This window comes from Rhodococcus sp. NyZ502 (assembly GCF_041464245.1).
In the GTDB taxonomy this organism is placed as follows: Bacteria; Actinomycetota; Actinomycetes; order Mycobacteriales; family Mycobacteriaceae; genus Rhodococcus_F; species Rhodococcus_F qingshengii.
In genome coordinates this window covers 5,067,628-5,086,143 of the sequence record NZ_CP167155.1, presented here as the reverse complement: position 1 = coordinate 5,086,143, position 18,516 = coordinate 5,067,628, and the positions used below count along the sequence as shown (strand labels likewise).

General features: G+C 61.6%; 19 protein-coding genes and 1 pseudogene. 12 read left to right on the top strand and 8 right to left on the bottom strand.

What is annotated here, in order from left to right; translation table 11 throughout:
- Entirely contained in the window at nucleotides 1–1,224 is a 1,224-nt protein-coding gene (locus tag ACBG85_RS23425; RefSeq protein ID WP_372025083.1) for a cytochrome P450, read from the bottom strand.
- A gap of 185 nt (nucleotides 1,225–1,409) precedes the next feature.
- Between ACBG85_RS23425 and ACBG85_RS23420 the strand changes: the two genes are divergently transcribed.
- The 4 genes from ACBG85_RS23420 (at nucleotide 1,410) to ACBG85_RS23405 (ending at nucleotide 5,482) form a co-directional block, all read left to right on the top strand.
- Nucleotides 1,410–1,964 carry a TetR/AcrR family transcriptional regulator gene (locus ACBG85_RS23420; protein ID WP_007731448.1) on the top strand — a complete coding sequence of 185 codons (555 nt, stop codon included), beginning with the start codon at nucleotides 1,410–1,412 and terminating at the stop codon, nucleotides 1,962–1,964.
- 122 nt (nucleotides 1,965–2,086) lie between these two features.
- Nucleotides 2,087–3,235 (top strand): TetR/AcrR family transcriptional regulator, encoded by a 1,149-nt coding sequence (locus ACBG85_RS23415; RefSeq protein WP_311093904.1) that lies wholly within the window; start codon nucleotides 2,087–2,089, stop codon nucleotides 3,233–3,235.
- A 58-nt stretch (nucleotides 3,236–3,293) separates the two neighbouring features.
- Entirely contained in the window at nucleotides 3,294–4,421 is a 1,128-nt protein-coding gene (locus tag ACBG85_RS23410) for an acyl-CoA dehydrogenase family protein (RefSeq protein WP_372025081.1), read from the top strand.
- The gene (locus ACBG85_RS23405) at nucleotides 4,418–5,482 is read left to right on the top strand and encodes an acyl-CoA dehydrogenase family protein (RefSeq protein WP_372025079.1); all 1,065 of its coding nucleotides are present in this window, start codon (nucleotides 4,418–4,420) and stop codon (nucleotides 5,480–5,482) included. Before ACBG85_RS23410 ends, ACBG85_RS23405 begins: the two co-directional genes overlap by 4 nt.
- A gap of 19 nt (nucleotides 5,483–5,501) precedes the next feature.
- On the opposite strand, the gene ACBG85_RS23400 is transcribed toward ACBG85_RS23405, so the two are convergent.
- A complete protein-coding gene (locus tag ACBG85_RS23400; protein ID WP_372025077.1) occupies nucleotides 5,502–7,040 on the bottom strand; it encodes a long-chain fatty acid--CoA ligase in 1,539 nt (512 codons plus the stop codon).
- 190 nt (nucleotides 7,041–7,230) lie between these two features.
- Between ACBG85_RS23400 and ACBG85_RS23395 the strand changes: the two genes are divergently transcribed.
- Both ACBG85_RS23395 and ACBG85_RS23390 read left to right on the top strand, forming a co-directional pair.
- Nucleotides 7,231–8,268 (top strand): phosphatidylinositol-specific phospholipase C domain-containing protein, encoded by a 1,038-nt coding sequence (locus ACBG85_RS23395; protein WP_372025075.1) that lies wholly within the window; start codon nucleotides 7,231–7,233, stop codon nucleotides 8,266–8,268.
- A gap of 75 nt (nucleotides 8,269–8,343) precedes the next feature.
- Nucleotides 8,344–9,120: a trans-aconitate 2-methyltransferase gene (locus ACBG85_RS23390; RefSeq protein WP_054781099.1), complete on the top strand. Its 777-nt coding sequence runs from the start codon at nucleotides 8,344–8,346 to the stop codon at nucleotides 9,118–9,120.
- Between the two features lie 27 nt (nucleotides 9,121–9,147).
- Here the strand turns inward: ACBG85_RS23390 and ACBG85_RS23385 are convergent, their stop codons facing one another.
- From ACBG85_RS23385 to ACBG85_RS23365, 5 genes are all read right to left on the bottom strand, one after another.
- On the bottom strand, nucleotides 9,148–10,143 hold the full coding sequence (locus tag ACBG85_RS23385) for a glycine betaine ABC transporter substrate-binding protein (RefSeq protein ID WP_003939988.1): 996 nt from the start codon (nucleotides 10,141–10,143) through the stop codon (nucleotides 9,148–9,150).
- Complete coding sequence (locus ACBG85_RS23380; RefSeq protein WP_003939758.1) at nucleotides 10,140–10,958, bottom strand: ABC transporter permease; 819 nt, start codon at nucleotides 10,956–10,958, stop codon at nucleotides 10,140–10,142. The genes ACBG85_RS23385 and ACBG85_RS23380 overlap by 4 nt, the downstream gene beginning before the upstream one ends.
- Nucleotides 10,959–10,960: 2 nt before the next feature.
- Nucleotides 10,961–12,172 carry an ATP-binding cassette domain-containing protein gene (locus ACBG85_RS23375; RefSeq protein WP_007731456.1) on the bottom strand — a complete coding sequence of 404 codons (1,212 nt, stop codon included), beginning with the start codon at nucleotides 12,170–12,172 and terminating at the stop codon, nucleotides 10,961–10,963.
- Nucleotides 12,169–12,816, bottom strand: a complete 648-nt coding sequence (locus ACBG85_RS23370) for an ABC transporter permease (RefSeq protein WP_019745160.1) — start codon at nucleotides 12,814–12,816, stop codon at nucleotides 12,169–12,171. The genes ACBG85_RS23375 and ACBG85_RS23370 overlap by 4 nt, the downstream gene beginning before the upstream one ends.
- Nucleotides 12,817–13,116: 300 nt before the next feature.
- On the bottom strand, nucleotides 13,117–13,737 hold the full coding sequence (locus ACBG85_RS23365; RefSeq protein WP_054781097.1) for a malonic semialdehyde reductase: 621 nt from the start codon (nucleotides 13,735–13,737) through the stop codon (nucleotides 13,117–13,119).
- 109 nt (nucleotides 13,738–13,846) lie between these two features.
- Between ACBG85_RS23365 and ACBG85_RS23360 the strand changes: the two genes are divergently transcribed.
- The 6 genes and pseudogenes from ACBG85_RS23360 (at nucleotide 13,847) to ACBG85_RS23335 (ending at nucleotide 17,815) form a co-directional block, all read left to right on the top strand.
- Entirely contained in the window at nucleotides 13,847–14,200 is a 354-nt protein-coding gene (locus tag ACBG85_RS23360) for a helix-turn-helix domain-containing protein (RefSeq protein WP_007731459.1), read from the top strand.
- A 155-nt stretch (nucleotides 14,201–14,355) separates the two neighbouring features.
- Nucleotides 14,356–14,523 carry a hypothetical protein gene (locus tag ACBG85_RS23355; protein WP_193595836.1) on the top strand — a complete coding sequence of 56 codons (168 nt, stop codon included), beginning with the start codon at nucleotides 14,356–14,358 and terminating at the stop codon, nucleotides 14,521–14,523.
- A 23-nt stretch (nucleotides 14,524–14,546) separates the two neighbouring features.
- Nucleotides 14,547–14,891, top strand: a pseudogene (locus tag ACBG85_RS23350) (transposase); the annotation flags it as partial.
- Nucleotides 14,892–15,066: 175 nt separating this feature from the next.
- Nucleotides 15,067–16,029, top strand: a complete 963-nt coding sequence (locus tag ACBG85_RS23345; RefSeq protein WP_007731461.1) for a DUF389 domain-containing protein — start codon at nucleotides 15,067–15,069, stop codon at nucleotides 16,027–16,029.
- 543 nt (nucleotides 16,030–16,572) lie between these two features.
- A complete protein-coding gene (locus ACBG85_RS23340) occupies nucleotides 16,573–17,421 on the top strand; it encodes an esterase/lipase family protein (RefSeq protein WP_372025069.1) in 849 nt (282 codons plus the stop codon).
- 190 nt (nucleotides 17,422–17,611) lie between these two features.
- The gene (locus ACBG85_RS23335; RefSeq protein WP_003939828.1) at nucleotides 17,612–17,815 is read left to right on the top strand and encodes a PspC domain-containing protein; all 204 of its coding nucleotides are present in this window, start codon (nucleotides 17,612–17,614) and stop codon (nucleotides 17,813–17,815) included.
- A 9-nt stretch (nucleotides 17,816–17,824) separates the two neighbouring features.
- On the opposite strand, the gene ACBG85_RS23330 is transcribed toward ACBG85_RS23335, so the two are convergent.
- On the bottom strand, nucleotides 17,825–18,484 hold the full coding sequence (locus ACBG85_RS23330; RefSeq protein WP_080712681.1) for a TetR/AcrR family transcriptional regulator: 660 nt from the start codon (nucleotides 18,482–18,484) through the stop codon (nucleotides 17,825–17,827).
- Nucleotides 18,485–18,516 lie beyond the last annotated feature (32 nt).

Below are 18,516 nucleotides of genomic sequence, written 5' to 3'. Positions count from 1 at the left end.
CTATCCGGTGACAGCGAGACACAAACTCTGATGGCGGCGCACGAACATGCTGGGGACCCAACGGGGTGGGGATTCGGAATCGATTGTGAAGTGTGAACTGTTATCGAGAAGGACTGCGATCGCGGTCTTTGCTTCCAGACGAGCCAGCGCGGCCCCGACACAGAAATGTGCTCCTTTGCCGAAGGCGAAATGTGCTCGGGGATTGACTCTGTCGAGGTTCATCACCTGTGGTTCGACGAACGACTCGGGGTCGCGGTTCGCCGAACCCCACAGCAGTATGAGATGACTGCCGGCGGGCAGTGTCATGCCACCGAGTGTCGTGTCCGCGTTGACATGTCGGTGATGTCCGCGAAAGGGTGACTCGAGCCTGAGCGTTTCTTCCAGGAACGCACCCACGAGTAGAGGGTCCTCGCGCAGCTGCGTCTGCATCTCAGGGCGCTCGGCGAGCAACCGTGCAGAGTTGGCGATCAGTCCGGCGGTCGATTCGCCACCCGCACCGACGAGTTGCACCAACATGAGCACGGCCACGTCTTCGCTGAGTTCGCCAGTGTCACAGCAACGGACGAGATCTCCGAGTAGATCATCCACCGGGTGAGCCCGTGCCTCACGAAATTTGCTGTAGAGGTACCCGGTGAGTTCGGCCGCCGAGGTGACGACGCCTGTCAACCGTTGTGCGGTCACGATGCCGCTGAGAAGTTCGGTGCTGTCGTACGACCACGCCAGCAATTGGGGGACGTCGTGTGCCGGCAAGCCGATCAGCGTGGCAACCATCTGCAGCGGCAGCGTGTCCGCTACCGACGTGACCCATTCGATCCGTCGACCGTCGAAGCCGTTGTCCCACAACTGCTGCGTGTACTCGGTCATCGCCGGCTCGAGTGCTCGTATACGTTTGGCGACCAGTGTCGGCAAGACAAGTTTGCGCTGGTGTTGATGGTCGGGCTCGTCGGCAGTCGCGAGAACGTGAACAGCTTGGCCGCCGCCGTTCATGTCGAAGGTCACGGCCGAACCGTCCGGTGTACGAACCAGCACGCCGGTGAGGTTGTTGGAGAAGTCGTCGGTACGGGAAACGGCTTCGGTGACCAATTCCCACGTGGACACCAGATAGAAGTCGGTATCAGGAATGCGGTACACGGGGTGCTCGCGCCGGAGTACGTCGTATAGCGGGTACGGGTCGTCGATGTTCGACGGCAGGAAAGGGTTGATGTCGAGCGTCGATGGTGTCACGAAGGGAAGATTTCACGGCCGTCGAGGAGAAGTCAACAGGTGGAAAATGCCTCTGAACTGGCATTTTGAGAAAATCTCACGCACTTCAACCCCCTCGTACTTCTTCCAGGTCAGAGGCTCGCGGCCTTCCGTAGCCTTGAGATTTCTGATTGAATCTGTCTCAGAGTGAGACGAGGTGACGGAGAGTGACCGGTGCAAACGAGCGCCGCGCCGCCGACTGGTTGGCCGGCGGTAACCGCCGTGAACTCGCAACCGAGCGCATCTTCGCGGCTGCGGCAGAGCTGATTCGAGAACAGGGATTCGATCGGTTCAACGCCGACGACGTCGCTGCCCGCGCAGGCTGTTCGAGGGCAACGCTCTACCGCTACGTAGGTGGCAAGTCCGCGATCCGCGAGGGGTTGTTGTCACGAGGCGCGGCATCCGTGGCGAGCCAGGTCGCAACCGCCGTCGAATCACTGCACGGCGACGAGCGCATCGTGGAGTCGATCCTCGTCGCCGTCGACGCGATCAGATCCGACGCTGCCATGAGCCACGGCCTTGCGGCAGCGCGGGCCAACGGAATCGACGAGTATCTCGTGTCCTCGCCGTTGCTCCCGCGTACTGCACTGGAACTTGCAGGATTGGATCCTGAAGGTCAAGAGTCGCAGTGGGTGGTTCGGATCGTGTTGATGCTGTTGGCGTGGCCGCTTGCAGACAGAGCCGCCGAACGAGGGATGGTCGAGTCGTTCATCTACTCCTGAGCGGGATTCCGTGTTCGTGAACGGTGCATCGGATCGTCGCTGCTGTAGACGGTTCGGTTCATTGCTTCATTCCTCGGCTCGGTACTCTGAGCTTGTCCGCTGCCGCGAAGGAGAGAGTCACGATGGTCGTACGCAGGCCCCGCGACCGTAAGCAGCAGATTCTTGCGGCTGCAGGTGAGCTTTTCCGTGAGCACGGTTATCACAACGTGTCTGTCGCTCAGGTGGCTGCTGCAGTTGGAATCACGGCACCTGCGCTCTATCGGCACTTCAAGAACAAGCCGGATCTCCTCTACGCCGCGGTCAACGCAGGCATCGAATCGCTCTACGATCGGGTCGCAGGTGCCGAGGATCTGAAAACACTGATCACCGAACTTGCGGCATCGGTGTCCAAACGTCGGGGTCTGTCGCTCCTGTGGCAGCGAGAGGCACGCTATCTGCCTGACGAGCAACGTGAGGAAATGCGTTCGACCCTCAAGAGTGCAGCTTCGCGCGATGCAGCGCTGATCCGAATTGAGCGTCCCGACCTCGACGAAGAAGACAGCTATCTGCTCGCCTGGGCTGTCATCGCAGTCTTCAACAGTGTGTCTTCGCATCGAGTGTCCTTGCCGAGGCGTCAGATGGAACTGCTGCTTGTCGAGTTGGCAGACCGCGCTGCATACGCGGAACTGGGTCGCTCAGAAGTGAAAGTCGTGGCGGCAACGGGTCACCTGCCCGTTGTGATACCCAGACGTGAACTCTTGTTGACCGAAGCAATTCGGCTGTTCGACGAGCGTGGATATCAAGCAGTCAATACCGAGGACATCGGTGAGGCTGCAGGAACGACAGGCCCGAATGTGTACAACCACTTCGATGCCAAGATCGACCTGCTGATCTCCGCGGTCTCGAGGGGCGGCGAGCGTCGCCGGCTCGGCGTTGCGCAGGCTCTCGGCACCGCAACCGGCCCGGAGGACGCGCTATCCGGATTGCTCGCCGCACATATCGATTTCGCGATCAACGAGCGTCATTTGATCGGGTTGTTGATCAGCGAACTCGACCAATTACCGGACAAGTTCCGCCGCACGTGTGAACAGAATCAACGTGAGTACGTCGCGCTATGGGTCAAGATGCTCGAAGAAGTCCGTCCGGGCCTCGAGTCCGCCACCGCCAGGATCACCGTCAATGCCACTTTGACAGTTGTGGAGAACGCCGTCCGAATCGGCCGGCTTCGCCGTCGCGACGACCTGTCGGACAGACTCTTCGAGATCGGCTGCGCCCTGCTGCTGGGCGCATGAAAAATTCGGGTAAGCGCCACGGGCGGCGGATCGACTCACGAAACTGATCGGAGACGTCATGCGTTTCGACGCAACAGAACTGACGATCGAGGAGCTTGCTCTTCAGGCTGAAGTGCGGGAGTACCTCGACAAGCGACTCACCCCCGGTACCTACTCGCTCGGACTCGGGATGGCCGGGGCGGTGGATCCGGTGTTCTCGCGAGATCTGGGTCGACGTGGGTGGCTCGGCATGTCGCTGCCGAAGGAATACGGCGGGGGCGGACGGTCAGCAGTGGATCGATTGGTCGTCGTCGAAGAACTTCTCGCGTGGGGAGCGCCGGTCGGCTATCACTGGATCGGAGACAGACAGTCGGGTCCGAGCATCGCCGCCAACGGCACGGAAGAACAGAAGCGGTTCTTCCTTCCCTGTATCGCGAGCGGTGAGTTCTCGTTCTCGATCGGGATGAGTGAGCCCGACTCGGGTTCGGACCTGGCATCGGTGCGCACTCGCGCCGAACGTGTCGATGGTGGCTGGAAAGTCAACGGCACCAAGATCTGGACCACCGGCGCCTTCCACGCCACACACATACTCGCCCTGCTTCGAACCTCGGCAGACAAGCACAACGGACTCACTCAGCTGATCGTCGATCGCGACAGCGAGGGCCTGACCGTCTCACCCATTCCGTTCATCGACGGTAGTGAGGACTTCTGCGAGGTGTCGTTCCAGGATGTTTTCGTGCCGGATTCGCGTCGCCTCGGAGACGTCGGAGCGGGCTGGGGACAAAACACCGGTGAACTCGCACTCGAGCGAGGTGGCGTCGACCGTTGGATGTCGCTGATGCCGGTCCTCGAGAACTTCGCGGCCAACCAAGCAGCGCAAGGCGGTCCAGTTGCCCTCGCCGATCTGGGCTCGATTACCGCACGCTGCTGGGCTTTTCGCGGGATGTCGCTGTCCATCGCACGGATGGTCGACGCCGGTCGCTCGCCGGTCACGGAGGCCGCGCTGATCAAGGAGATGGCAACACGCTTCGAACAGGACTGTGTTGCGACCGTCGCGCGGCACCTCGGCCGGGCTCCGGACCTTGCATCCGACGATCCGTACGAGTCGCTGCTCGCCCGGGCCGTGCTGGTGGCGCCGTCGTGGTCGATTCGCGGCGGTACCAACGAAATTCTCCGCACCGTGATCATGAAAGGGTTGGACCGATGAATTCGGGGTCACAGATCAACGCGAACACATTCGACGCCGACCTCGAATCGATGGTCGAGCAATTTTTCGCCGAGAAGTCCGGCACCGAGGTGGTAGCGCAGGCGGAGATCGGCGGTCTGCCCGCCGGATTATGGAGCGCGGCAGTCGAACTAGGGTTACCTCTGGTCGGTCTTCCCGAATCGGTTGGTGGTTCCGGTGGCTCGCTCCTCGACGCCGTGACTGTCCAGCGCGCGGCGGCGAGGCACGCTGCGCCGCTGCCGCTCGCCGAGACGTACCTCGCGGGCAGGCTGGCAACAGCGGGCGGGTTACCCGTGCCCTCCGGAATCGCAACGGTCGCCCCGGGTTCGCCGCGCGACGATGTGCGCCGGACCGACGACGGTTTCCTGTCGGGAACCTTTCACGACGTGCCGTGGGGTAGTGCCGCATCAGTGCTGGCAGCAGTTCTCGGTGATCGCGTCGTACTCCTTGACATCTCCGACGCCGAGATCGGTGGCGGGACGGATCTTGCGGGGCAACCGCGTGAGAGCCTGACGTTCTCCGAAGCGCGGACCATTGACGGCGACAACCCGGTCGATGCCCGGATTCTCAGCAAGCTCGGCGCGTTCTTGCGCTCGGTGCAGATGTCGGGAGCGATGGAGTCGGCGTCGACGTTGACCCGGCGCTATGTGTCCGACCGGGTGCAATTCGGTAGGCCCGTCGCGCAGTTTCAAGCAGTCCAGCAGCATATCGTGACGCTTGCTCAGATGGCTTCGATGTCCACGCTGGCCGTCGATCGCACTGCACATGCACTCATCAGAGGCGACGCCGACTTCGAAGTGAGCGCAACCAAATTGGTGGTTTCGCAGAATGCGCTCGTGAGCGTCCGCGCCGCCCACCAGGCACACGGTGCAATCGGCATGACCCGCGAATACCGATTGCAACAACTGACGCGTCGACTGCACGCCTGGCGATCGGAGTTCGGCGACGAAGTCGCGAGTGCGACGCAACTAGGAGAGGCCGTAGCGGCGTCGCCGTCACTGCACCGCTTGATCACCGACCCAGAACCGACATTGAAGCTGTAATCCTGACCGTCGTAAAGGATTACGTTGCGTTGCAACGAAGATCGCGCTTCAGCACCTTGCCTGCTGCCGACAGCGGCAATGCATCGACGAATTGGAAGGTGCGCGGAGATTTGTATCCGGCTATCAGCGTTTTCACGTGAGCGCGCAGTTCGTCGGCGTCGGCGTCGAAACCATGCCGAAGGACGACCACGGCATGGACACGCTCGCCCCACTGGGCATCGGGCAGACCGATCACGGAACAGGCCGCGACGGATTCGTGTTGTGCCAGAGCGTTTTCGACCTCGGTGGAGTAGACGTTCTCGCCACCGGTGACGATCATGTCCTTGATGCGATCGACGATGAACAGGTAACCGCGGGCGTCGAGGTATCCGGCGTCGCCGGTATGCATCCACCCGCTGCGGAGCACTTCTGCGGTCTCCTTCGGTTTGTTCCAGTATCCGAGCATGACGTGGCTGCCGAACGTGACGATTTCGCCCACCTTGCCGGGTGGGAGTTCCGAGCCTGCCGGGTCGACGATTTTCACCTCGCAATGAGGGAGCGCGCGACCAGCGGTGCGGAGGAGATCACCACCTTCGAGGTGATCGGCTGGACTCAGCATGCTGATGTGCGCGGTTTCAGTCATCCCGTAGCCCTGAGCGAAGGAACTGTTGGGGAACATTTGCATGACCTGCGCGAGAAGCGTCGGAGATATGGGCGATGCGCCGTATCTCAGGATCCTGACGCTGGACAGATCGTAGGTGGTTGCGTCTTCGCCCGTTTCGTTTTTGTGGGCGACCAACATCTGGAGCATTGTCGGCACCAGACCCACGGTTGTCGGGCGATAGCGGTCCACGGCCTCGAGGAACGTCCGTGGGCTGAAGTTCGGTACGAAGACCTGGGTTCCACCCATCAGCGACTGAGCCAACCATCCGACGATCCCGGCAATGTGAAACAGAGGGTTCACCGCGAGGTTCGTTCCGTTGCTGATTGCCACGCCGCCTGCCGCGAGAGTGCCCAGCGCCGAGGTCATCAGCGCTTGATGGCTGATCATCACGCCCTTCGGCACTCCGGTGGTCCCGCCGGTGTAGAGGAGTAGTGCAAGCGTGTCGCCGCCGACGCGCAGATCGTCGACCGGAATCGCCTCCGCGATCACCTGTTCGTAGTCGAGCATTCCGTCCGGAACTCGGTCGTTGCCGCAGTAGACGACAGTGGTCAGGCCTGGACACGCCTCGCGAAGGGTAGATCCGACGGAAGCAAAATTCTCGTCCACGAGTAATACCGTCGACCCTGAATCTTCCAGGGCGTACCTGATTTCCGCCGTGCTCCAGCGAGAATTGACCGGACTGGCCACTGCTCCGAACCACCAGCAGGCCAGGAGCGCCTCGTGGTAGTAGTCGGAGTTCGATGCCAAGATCGCGACTCTGTCACCGGTGCGCAGGCCTAACGTCTGCAGCCCGCCCGCGAGCCTCTTGATCCGGTCGACCGATTCGCGAGACGTGCGCACTCGGCCATCGGAGATCGTCATCACCGCTTCGGGCGACGCTCGTAGGGATCGGTGAACGAATTGAGTCAGCTGCATGCGATTCCTCCTGCGAGTGTGCGGCGAGTGCTCTGACTCGGATCAGTTCCGGCACTGATGCTATTGGCCTGACAATTGCCCTCACCCACCGCCTGAAATCATGCCCCACTCCGGTGCAATCTAGACGATTGTCCAGTTAACTCTGACGATTCCATCCTGCCGTGGGGTGATTTCTGCGAGAGTGTCGAACATGCGAGCAATCCTGGTAGCCGGTATGAGTGCGTTCGTGGCGGTCGTCTCGGCGCCCTCTGCCGGCGCCGAAACGACTACGAACCAAGTGCGCTCGTTTTCCGAGACCACGTCAGTCGGGGTCCACAATTCCTACGAGAAGGCGACGTTTCCGTACTTCGCCGACGCTTTGGATTCCGGGGCGTCGTTGCTCGAGCTGGACCTGTGGACCAACGGGGGCGGTCCGGACTGGCGTGTGTCGCACATGAATCCGGTGGTGAGCGACAGCAACTGCGTCGGCGCTCAGGACGCATCCGGGTTGCGAAGCGGTCTACGAGATCAGGGATTCCGTGGATGCCTGGCAGATATGCGGGCGTGGCACGAGGCCAAGCCCGAGCATCCACCGGTGATGATCAAGTTGGAAATCAAGGACGGGTTCACTGCCGGGTACGGACGTGGGCCCGCGGATCTCGACGCCCTGATTCTCGGGACTCTCGGAGACGCGGTTTTCACGCCGGCCGATCTGATGGGGGAGTCCTACTCCACCCCGGATGCCGCCGTCACCGAGCGTGGATGGCCGAGCAATTCCGAAATGACCGGGAAATTTCTGTTCGAGCTGATACCGGGAACGATCGAGGAGGGAAACCCTCTCGATACGGAGTGGACGGACCGGCAGTATGCGACGCACCTGCGAGATCTGTCCTCCGCCGGGCTCGTCGAACTCGGCGCCGCCTTTCCCGCTGTTCACCGTGCATCACCGGGAGACCCACGTCTCGACCGCTATACCGACCCGGGGATCCGTCCGTGGTTCGTGATCTTCGACGGCGACGCTCTCGACTACACCGCCGGAGTCGTGGATCCGAGTTGGTACCACGATCGCGGCTACCTGCTCGTCATGACCGACGCGCACAAGGTCGCTCCGCAGATCGACGGAACCCATGCCACCGAAACCGAGGCGAGCGAGCGTCTCGACCTGTTGGCCGGGCAGCACGCAAGTTACATCACCGCGGACTGGTCGAGGTTGCCGAACGTACTGTCCACCGTGGTGCCGCGTCGGTGATTTTCGAATGGCCGGATCGTGAAGAGCGAGATCTGACGGGCGGCAATTCTCAGGAACAGGGTGCAGGATGGGTTCATGCGCACTGTCACGTGGAATCCCGAAGTCTACGGCCGCTATTCGGGTGAGCGGTCACGCCCGTTCGTGGACCTGGTGTCACGGGTGGCCACCGAAGACCCGACGCGGGTAGCCGACCTCGGCTGCGGATCAGGCACCCTGACCGCGATGCTCGGGGAAAGATGGCCGGACGCCTCGGTATCCGGATTCGACTCGTCTCCCGAAATGGTCGCGCAGGCCCCTACAGACCTACCGGGAAACGTCACCGTCGAGTTGGGGGAGATCATGTCCTTCGACGCCACCGGTTACGACGTGGTCGTCAGTAACGCTGCATTGCAGTGGGTTCCGAGCCATCGCGAGCTGATCGACCAGTGGGCGGACACCCTGGAATCCGGATCGTGGCTGGCGTGGGAGGTGCCGGGTAACTTCGATGCTCCGTCCCATGCGCTCATGCGAGATCTCGCGGAATCAGCGGAATGGAGTGAGCGACTGGGTGGCGTCCTACGCGGCCCGGAAGGCGTCGACAGTCCAGTTCAGTACGCGCAGCGTCTCCAAGAACACGGATTCGACGTCGACGCCTGGGAGACGACGTACGTACACGTGCTGGCAGGTGCCGACCCGGTGCTCGGATGGGTACGGGGGACGGGGTTACGGCCCGTGCTCGACGTTCTCGGCGAAGCTGACGCTCCGGAGTTCGAGCGTCAGTATTCCGATCTGCTGAGGGAGGCCTACCCCGCAACAGCCGCCGGAACGCTCTTTCCGTTCCGGCGGGTGTTCTGCGTCGGACACAAACGGTAACTACTCGGCTGGGTTGCGGTCAGCCGATCACTGCGCGGTGACAAAGCCTTCCGAGACCAGCCAGTCGCGGGCCACGTCCGCCGGCTCCTTGCCGTCGACGTCGACCTGCCGGTTGAGCTCGGTCATCACCTCGTTGGTCAGTCGCTCCGAGATCGGTGCCATGACTTCTGCTACCTGCGGATGTGCTTCCGCGAAGTCCTTTTTCATCACCAGTGCCGGATTGTATTTCGGGAAGAACTGGAGATCGTCGTCGAGCAGAACGAGATCGAGTGCGATGATGCGACCGTCGGTGGTGAACACCTCGCCGAACTTGCACTGATCGCCATCGGCTGTCGCCTGGTAGATGATGCCGGTCTGCAGGATCTGGCGTTGGGCACGAGAGGCGTCGAAACCGTATTTCGCTGCCAGGCCGGGATATCCGTCCTGGCGGACGTTGAACTCGGTCTCGACGCACGTCACCGCAGCTCCGGGATCGGATTCGACCAACTTCGCGTAGTCGGAAACGGTCTTGACACCGGTCTTCTCAGCGGTCTCCTTGCTCATCGCCAATGCATACGTATTGTTCATCGGCGCCGGATCGGTCCACACCATGTCGTTCGCAGCAAGGTCCGCGTCGCGGACGGCCTCGAACTGCGCCTGCGAATCGGGAAGCGGTGTCTCGTTGCCGAGGTAGTTGATCCAGCCGGTTCCGGTGTATTCGTACGCAAGATCGATCTGGCCGTTCAACTGTGCGTCACGGGTGCTGTTCGAGCCCTGGATGTTCGTGAGATCTCGAACATCCGCTCCCGCAGCGGCCATCGCGAATTCGATGACGTACCCGAGCACGATCTGCTCGGTGAAGTCCTTGGAGCCGACGGTCATCTTCACACCCTCGAGCTCCGGAACCGGCTCGATGCTGCCGGGGCCGACGGCCAGGGGCAGTGCGCCACCGGACTCGAGACCACACGAAGCGACAAGTGTGAGGCCGATCGTGGCAACCGCGAGTTTCCAGCCCCACGTTCTGGTGATCGAAGTCTTGGTCATCGCAATCCCTTGGGCCCGAGATAAGTTTCGGCGAGCGCGCCGAGCCAGTCGATCAGCAAGGCCAACGACACCGCCAGTACGGCACCGACCACGAGGGTGACGTTGTCGCGGAGCTTGTATCCGGTGTCGATCAGAATGCCGAGTCCGCCGGCACTGACCAGGAAGCACAGCGTCGCGGTACCGACGGCCAGAACGAGCGAAGTACGCAGTCCTGCAAGGATGTACGGGACGGCCATCGGGAATTCGAGTTGACGCAGGACCGTGAGCGAAGACATTCCCTGCCCGCGCCCCGCATCGATCAAGGTCTTGTCCACTTGCTGGTAGCCGAGGATGGTGTTGCGCAGCACCGGGAGCAACGAATAGAACGCGATGGGAAACACGCCGATCCAGAAGCCCGTCGTTCTTGTCGCGAGATAGAACAGCACGAGCAGGCCGATGGCAGGCGCTGCGGCTCCGATGTTGGCTATTCCCACGAAGAACGGTGCCAGGCGGGTGAATTTCGGCCTGGTCAGCAGGGTTCCGAGCGGAACCGCGATGGCGACGACGATGATGACCACGGCGGCGGTGATCAGTACGTGCTGCCAGGTCAGAGTGACGATGTTGTCGAGGTTGATGCTCGCCTTCTGCGTCGCGTTGAGATCTCGGCTGAATGCCCAGATCAACACGCCCGCAACCAGGATCAGGACGATGACCGGCTGCACATACAGTCGCATCCGTTCCGCACGGCGCGTGGCGGCGTTCTCGGCCGCACCCAGATCGGGGGCGTCCGGTTCCATCTCAGGCGCGGAGACGCGCTCCTCTGTCGTGGCAGTCATGTTCAACCCTCGACGTTCTCGGTGTCTGGCTCTTCGTCGTGGTCGTGCGCATGCTCCTCGCGCATTTCGGAAAGATGGCTGACCAGTGTGTCGATGGTGATGAGACCGACGTACTCGCCACGCCGTCCGGTGACCACGGTGGACGCATTGCTCTCTGCGAGAAGAGCTTCCAAAGCATCCTGCAGGGTGGACTGGATGGACACGGCTTCGCCGATCTCGTTACCGACACCTCGAAGAGTCGACGCATGGGCGAGGTGGCCGGGCGAGACCCAGCGAAGCGGCCGTCCGCGCTGATCGAGAATCAGGGCCCACTTCCACTTACGCGCTGCGAGTGCGGTTCTCAAATCATCGACCGAATCGGTTTCGCGGGCGGTGAGGCACTGCTTGAGTTTGATCTGGCGCACGCGTGTCAGGGTCAGCTGCTTGAGCGAGGCGTCCGCCCCGACGAATCCGGCGACCATGTCGTTTGCGGGATTGGCGAGAATCGCTTCCGGAGTGTCGTACTGCATGATGCTGGACTGATTGCCCAGCACGGCAATACGGTCACCGAGTTTGACTGCCTCGTTGAAATCGTGCGTGACGAAGACAATGGTCTTACCCAACTCCGACTGCAGACGCATCAGTTCGTCCTGGAGCAGGCCGCGGGTGATCGGATCGACGGCACCGAAAGGTTCGTCCATCAACAGCACCGGAGGATCGGCAGCCAGCGCCCGCGCCACGCCCACACGCTGTTGCTGCCCGCCGGACAATTGGCGAGGGTAGCGGTCGCGATAGGTATCGGGATCGAGGCCTACGAGGTCGAGCATCTCGTCGGTGCGCGCTGCGATACGTTTCTTGTCCCAACCGATCAGACCCGGGACAGTCGCGACGTTCTTCGCAATCGTGAAGTGCGGGAACAAGCCTGCCTGCTGGATCGAGTACCCGATGCCACGGCGGAGCTTGTCCGGGTCGATCGACAGCGCGTCCTTGCCGTCGATGGTGATCTTGCCGGAGGTAGGTTCGATCAGGCGGTTGATCATGCGCATCGTCGTTGTTTTGCCGCAACCCGAAGGTCCGACGAAGACCACGATTTCACCGGCCGGAACAGTCAGCGAAACATTGTCCACCGCTGCAGCTTTCTGGCCCGGGTACCGCTTGGTGACGGACTCCAGGACGATCTCGACCCCGGATACCTTCTGATCTGTGGATACGTCAGACGGAATGGTTTCAGTCATTGCAGCCCCTTCGAAGTAGTGAGACGACCGATGACGACGTAGATTCCGTCGAGAATCAGAGCGAGAATGACGATCAGTACGGTGCCGACCAGCGCTTGCGGAACAGCATTCGGGCTACCGACACGCGAGAGTCCGGAGAAGATCAGGTTTCCCAGACCAGGACCTTTGGCGTACGCCGCGATAGCGAGGATGCCCATGAGCATCTGTGTACTGACCCGCATGCCGGTGAGGATCGACGGCCACGCGATCGGTAGCTCGATTCGACTCAGTACGTGCATGCGATTCATTCCGACACCGCGGGCTGCGTCCGTGATCGCCGGGTTGACTGCATCCAGACCGATGATCGTGTTCCGAATGATCGGGAGCAGGGCATACAAGATCAACGCGGTGATCGTGGGAGCGACGCCGAGACCGAGAATCGGAATGAGCAGTCCGAGGAGGGCGAATGAAGGAACCGTCAGGATCGTGCTGGCCAACGCCGTAGCGATGGAGGATCCCGCCGGGCTCCGGTAGACGAGAATGCCGATGATCACGGCGGCAATCGTCGCGATGATCACGGACTGGATAACTGCTGAAACATGTAGGTACGAGTCGGTCATCAATTGTTGTCGTCGTGCAACGACAAAATCCCATAGGGCGCCCATATTTCCGAACCCACTTTCTTCGGACTTCTGCTCGCTCGAACGTCTTCCCTCGACACCGACCGGCGCACAAGGGCTTTCCCCGCAGCCTCCGTAGGCCGAGGGGTTTCCCTCGACTGTCGTCCAAAAACTGAGATACTGCAACTAATTCCGATTGCAGCGTGTCGGATGTTGTTCTGGACGTGAGATTTTGCGAGACGCGGGTATGTACCCACTGCGGGCAGAGTTGAAACGCGCTGGAGATGGCAAAGCGGGAGAGTTCCGCAGAACTCTCCCGCATTGCTTGATTTGTCCGAATTGTCCTCAGGCCCAGCTGAGCGCATCCTCATCGGAGAGGCGCGGCAGACGATCGAACCAGGGGTTCTCACCGGGATGGCCGATGTTCACCACGAGGATCGTCTTGAAACGTCCGTCTGCGAAGAATTCGCCGTCGATGCCGTCGGCGTCGAACCCGGCCATCGGGCCGGCGACCAGACCCTGTGCGCGAATCGCGAGGATCACGTAGCCGGCCTGAAGTGCGGCATTGAACCGACTCGTCGAACTGGCGGCAGCCTCGTCGGATTCGAAGTAGTCCTTCATCTCCGGGCGAATGGGGAACAGGTTGGGGATGTGCTTGTAGAACTCGGTGTCCACCGCCAGAACGGCAACTGCCGGAGCGGCCTCGGTCTTGGCTTTGTTGCCGTCTGCCATGTGCTCGACGAGGCGTGCTTTACCTTCCTCGGTACGGACGAACAGCACACGTAGCGGATTGGTGTTGGCCGCGGTCGGTGCCCACTTCGCGAGCTCCCAGATCGCAGTCAGTTCGTCGTCGGTCACAGGTTCGTTCGAGAAGGAGTTGGCGGTGCGAGCCGCAGTGAAGATGAGCTCGCGGCCGGCTTCGTCGAGTTGCTGGGCGGTGAATGGGGTGGCTGCGTCGAGAGACATCGGGGGTTTCCGTTCCGTGGTAGCTCGACCGAGCATCACCCGGTAAAGCTAGTTGCTAGTAAAAAAATAGTGCCTACGGATACGTTAGCACTGTGGCTAGGATGGTGGGGTGGCAAGCAAGAGCGAAGCGGGACACGAGCCCCGCGCATGTGACGGGGCTCTGGCCCGCGCGTTTGGCTTCCTGGGCAAACGGTGGAACGGCGTCATTCTCGGCACGCTGCTGAACGGGCCGGCGGGATTCTCCGAACTCAAGCGCGCGGTGGGCGGGATCAGTGATTCGGTGCTCTCGGAACGCCTGACGGAGTTGGCAGGGGCAGGCCTGGTGACGAGGAGCGTCGATGCAGGTCCGCCCATCGCCGTGGAGTACGAACTCACAGCGTCGGGGCAGGCGCTGCTCCCCGCTCTCAGTGAACTGACAACGTGGGCCGCCGAAAATCTGCCACCCGAGAGTTGCTCGAACTGAGCGCTAGCTCGAACGGCAGTTCAGCGACTGCGCGGGTCCTGTTTCTGCCAGTTGTTATTTCCTCACCGTTTTTCCCGGGCGATACTGGCCGAACATTTGTCGGTTCGGGGCTGCCTGGGGACGCCGGGTATGGCTCTTTTTGTGCTGCTGTTCGCATGGCTGAAGGAGAACGGCCGCCCGGTGTTCTCGACGACTCGACCTATCAATCGCCTGACGGACTTCGAAAATTCGGCCGGACGAAGTCGGAAGTGTGGTTCCGGAACAAGAAGGCATACAACGCCTCTCGGATTGCCGACGCCGCGGTCGAGGCCGCAAACGGGTAGTTGGTGCGGGTGGCTGGGCAGATGTCGCCGCCACGGGTGGTGACGTGTCTGCGTTCGGAAGCGCAGACAGATTGGCCGGCATCTCAGGGTCTAGCGCCTGTGCCGCGAGATTCGGGCCGAGTCAGTGGAAATCTGCGCCGGCCGCGCAGGTACGACCGCAGACTGTTGCGGGCCTTCTATCTGTCCGCGCAGCACAGTATCCGGCACAACGCTCAGTCGTAGGCTTTTTGTACCCGCAAACGGGCCGAGGGGCAGTGTCATACGCAGGCGGTTCTTGCGTTGGGAGGCGGAGACTGAACGTGTGGTGGGCGCTCCTCCGCGATAACGCGATCTATCAACTTGGACCGACTACCGCCGCGGCTGCGTGAGCGCCCTAGCGACTGACGCAGTGCGGTAGATGTATGTGCGCCGGGGGAGTGTGGCTCGTAGCGCTGAGAATCCACGGTGTTGAGACATGTCGGAGCCCGCTATGGTTTCCGGTGATGGACCGGCCGTCGATGCTGCCTGCACCCGAGGCCACCGCCGGCTGAAGGAGACAATACTGTGCTGCATCTGCGTGTCATCTCGCCGAGTGAGCGGACCGGAGATGTGCTGAACATGTTGGCCGCCGAACCTGGGGCTACTCATGTGACACTCGCACTCAGAGCCGCTGTCGATCCGCCGGGAGATGTGATCGAGGCCGATGTAGCCCGCGCATGCGCGAACGACGTGCTTGCCGCGTTGACTGCTCTGGACCTGGTGAGGGCTGGCGGTATTTCGTTCGAGCCGGCGGGAACCATGCTGTCCTTCTCCGCAGAACGGGCGGACACTGCGGCCCCGAGAAGACCCGACGAGACAGTGGTGTGGGAGCAGTTGCTCGGTCAGGTGCGCGAAGGTGCCCGACTGACTCCGGCGTTCCTGGCCTTCCTGGTGATCGCGTTTTTGCTCTCGGCAGTCGGTGTTGCCACGGCGTCGCCGCTGACCCTGGTCGGTGCAATGGTGGTGGGGCCGGAGTTCCGGCCGCTGGCAGCGCTTTCAGTGGGTCTGGTACGTCGAGACAAAGATCTCGTGCGAAATTCGATTCGTACCCTCGCGATCTCGTTTCCGGCCGCGATGGCCCTCACCGGCCTGGCTACCATGCTGTGGATTCGTCTGGGCTGGGTCGGAATCGGCGATGTCGAGAACGCCCGCGCATTCGACTTCATCTACGAGGTGGGGCCGTTCTCACTGGTGGTAGCACTGCTGGCGGGAGCGGCTGGCATGCTGGCAACGGTCACCTCTACCTCTACGGTCCTGGTGGGGGTGTTCATCTCGGTGACGACGGTGCCAGCTGCGGGATTGGCGGTCGTTGCGGTCTTCGCAGGTAAATGGAATGTCGTGCTGAGTTCGCTGGCTCAGCTCGGTGTCAATCTGATCGGTATCGTGCTCGCTGGAGTAGTTGTGCTGCTGCTGTTCTCATTGCCCCGATCCGGTCGCCAATGGAAATCAGTCACGCGCCGGGACGCCAGGCCGGGCACATCGCCGTAGGCGCCTGACCCACTGCCGGAACTGGACTTTCGAGGCTTCAGGCTGACAGCTGTCTTGCGGATCGGTGGGAATGTCTGCGCCGACAAACGCCGCGACAAACAGATCCGGCATGCGAACTGTCGGATCTGGGTACCGCTGTCTGTACCGATCATGGCTTCCAGGCTGGTTGCAGCGACTGGAAAAGGGGATCAATCGAGACGCAACCGATTGGCCGCGTGACTTCACTCAGACCCTTCGGACCTGCAGCGCCGACGGCTCTGCCGGAGGAAACGGCCTACCGCAGTGCTTGACAAGACTTGTCGAGATTCTCCTTGGTAGCGACGAAACGTCTACGCAACGTAGATGCAACGTAACCAAAACTAGTGTTCTGGATCACACAGCGTTCGTGTGGTCGAGAGGCCTTTGGTCACGAATCTGTGGGCAGAACGGGTCCTGGTTCGCTACCGGTGGTGGATGAGGACAAGGTTCCGCGGGTTGAGCACACAGCTCGCGGAACCGCCCAACCACACGCCCCGACGAGGGCACCGGCCGACAGGAGTTCAGGTGTCCGTAGTTGCGGAAGTCTCGGCGATCGATTTCGCGGAGACCGAATTCGATTGGGCGCAGCGATCGACGCTGATTCGTGAAGTCGACCCACTCGTTCCGGGGCCACCATCCTTGGCGATGTGTCTGAGCGAACCGACGCGCGGACTGGTCGACATCGCTTCACTGCTTCTCGCGGCTCCGTGGTTGCTTCGATCGCCGCGTGGGGACGGGCATCCGGTCCTCGTTCTCCCCGGATTGCTGACTTCGGACCTTTCGACTCTCGCCTTGAGGACATACTTGAGCTTTCTCGGATACCGGGTTCACGGTTGGAATCTGGGTCTGAACACCGGTCCGACGGCGACGGTGGTCGACGGACTGCCTGCCGCATTGGCCGAGGTAGCAGATCGATACGAGCAGAAGGTGTCGGTAATTGGCTGGAGTCTGGGCGGTATCTACGCTCGAAAGCTGGCGAGGGACCTGCCGGATTCGGTGCGTCAGGTAGTGACACTGGGAAGTCCTTTCGGTCTCACCAGTCTGGAGCAGACGAGAGTCGGATCTCTCTACGCTCGTTTGTCCGGCAATCACGCGATACTGCCTCCGGTCGACGGCATCGAATCCGAACAGGGATCGCCTATTTCCGTTCCCGCCACGTCGGTCTACTCCAGGCACGACGGTATCGTTCCATGGCAAGCGTGCTGTGAAACCTCGGCAGGCCTGTCGGAAAGCATTGCGGTGCAAGGCAGTCACATGGGGTTGACCCACAACCCGTCGGCGTTGTGGACCGTTGCCGATCGTCTGGCGCAGGACGTCGACAACTGGCAACCTTTTGCGGCTCCGAAACGGCTTCGACGCATGTTTCCCTGCTGAGGTGCGAGGCTGAGGTCCGAGGCCGGGGTGTGGGGGAGAACCCTGAGTCCGACGCGGGGACGGACTCGTACCTGAGGACACACCGCGTCGGAAAAGATGGGTCCATGGCCTGATGCGCACAGGTGGATCGGCAGCGGATAGTGGAGGTCGACGCGGATGAACCGCGAGTTCCGTTGAAAGGAAACAACACATGACCTCCCCGATGAATACCCGCAAGCTCACCCGCGCCCGCTCGGGAGCAATGTTCGGTGGGGTGTGCGCCGGAATCGCTCGGTACTTCGGTTGGAAGTCGTCGACTGTCCGCTTGCTGTTCGTACTCTCGTGCCTGCTGCCCGGCCCGCAGTTTCTGATCTACATCGTGATGTGGATTTTCATTCCTCGTGAGCAGATCTGACCGAACCGCTCAACGGCGGCGGTCTTTCAGGCATTGCTTGGCCTCGTGCAATTCCTCCGAACTCAGTGGAGGAAGGGGCAGTGCGTCACGGTGCAAGCCCTCCGTGCGTAGGCCGTCGAGCATTACCGAGAGGTATCGACGCCACACGGTCGGGTTGACGGGCTGAGCAAATTCGGTGACTGCGCCCACCATGAAGATGAGGCCGAACAGGTCCGTCGGTACGGCGTCGGTGCGCAGCATCCCGGCCTCCTGGGCCCGGTAGAAGATCCTCTCGACCGACGGTTCGATGATGGATCGTTGGCATGCGACTTGCTCGCATCCCTCGTCGGTTCCGTTCAGGACGTCTTTGAGTCCGCGGTTGACCGACATACGGCTGCAGGCGAATTCGGCAAAGGTGACAAGTCCGTCCCACGGATCCGGATTGGCAAGTGACGCGTCCGCGGCCGCTGCCATGTCGGCGAAGTTCTGCTGGAAGACTCCGTCGATCAATTCTTCTTTGCTGGCGAACCGCCGATAGACCGTTCCGACGCCGACCCCCGCGCGCCGGGCGACGTCGTCGAGTGTGACGTCGATCCCTTCTTCGGCGAACAATTCACGTGCGGCGTCGATGATCAACTGCCGATTACGTGCAGCATCGGCGCGAAGGGGGCGCTCCATTGCGGTACTCATGTCCCCACTCTACCCGCCAAGTGGAGACAGCC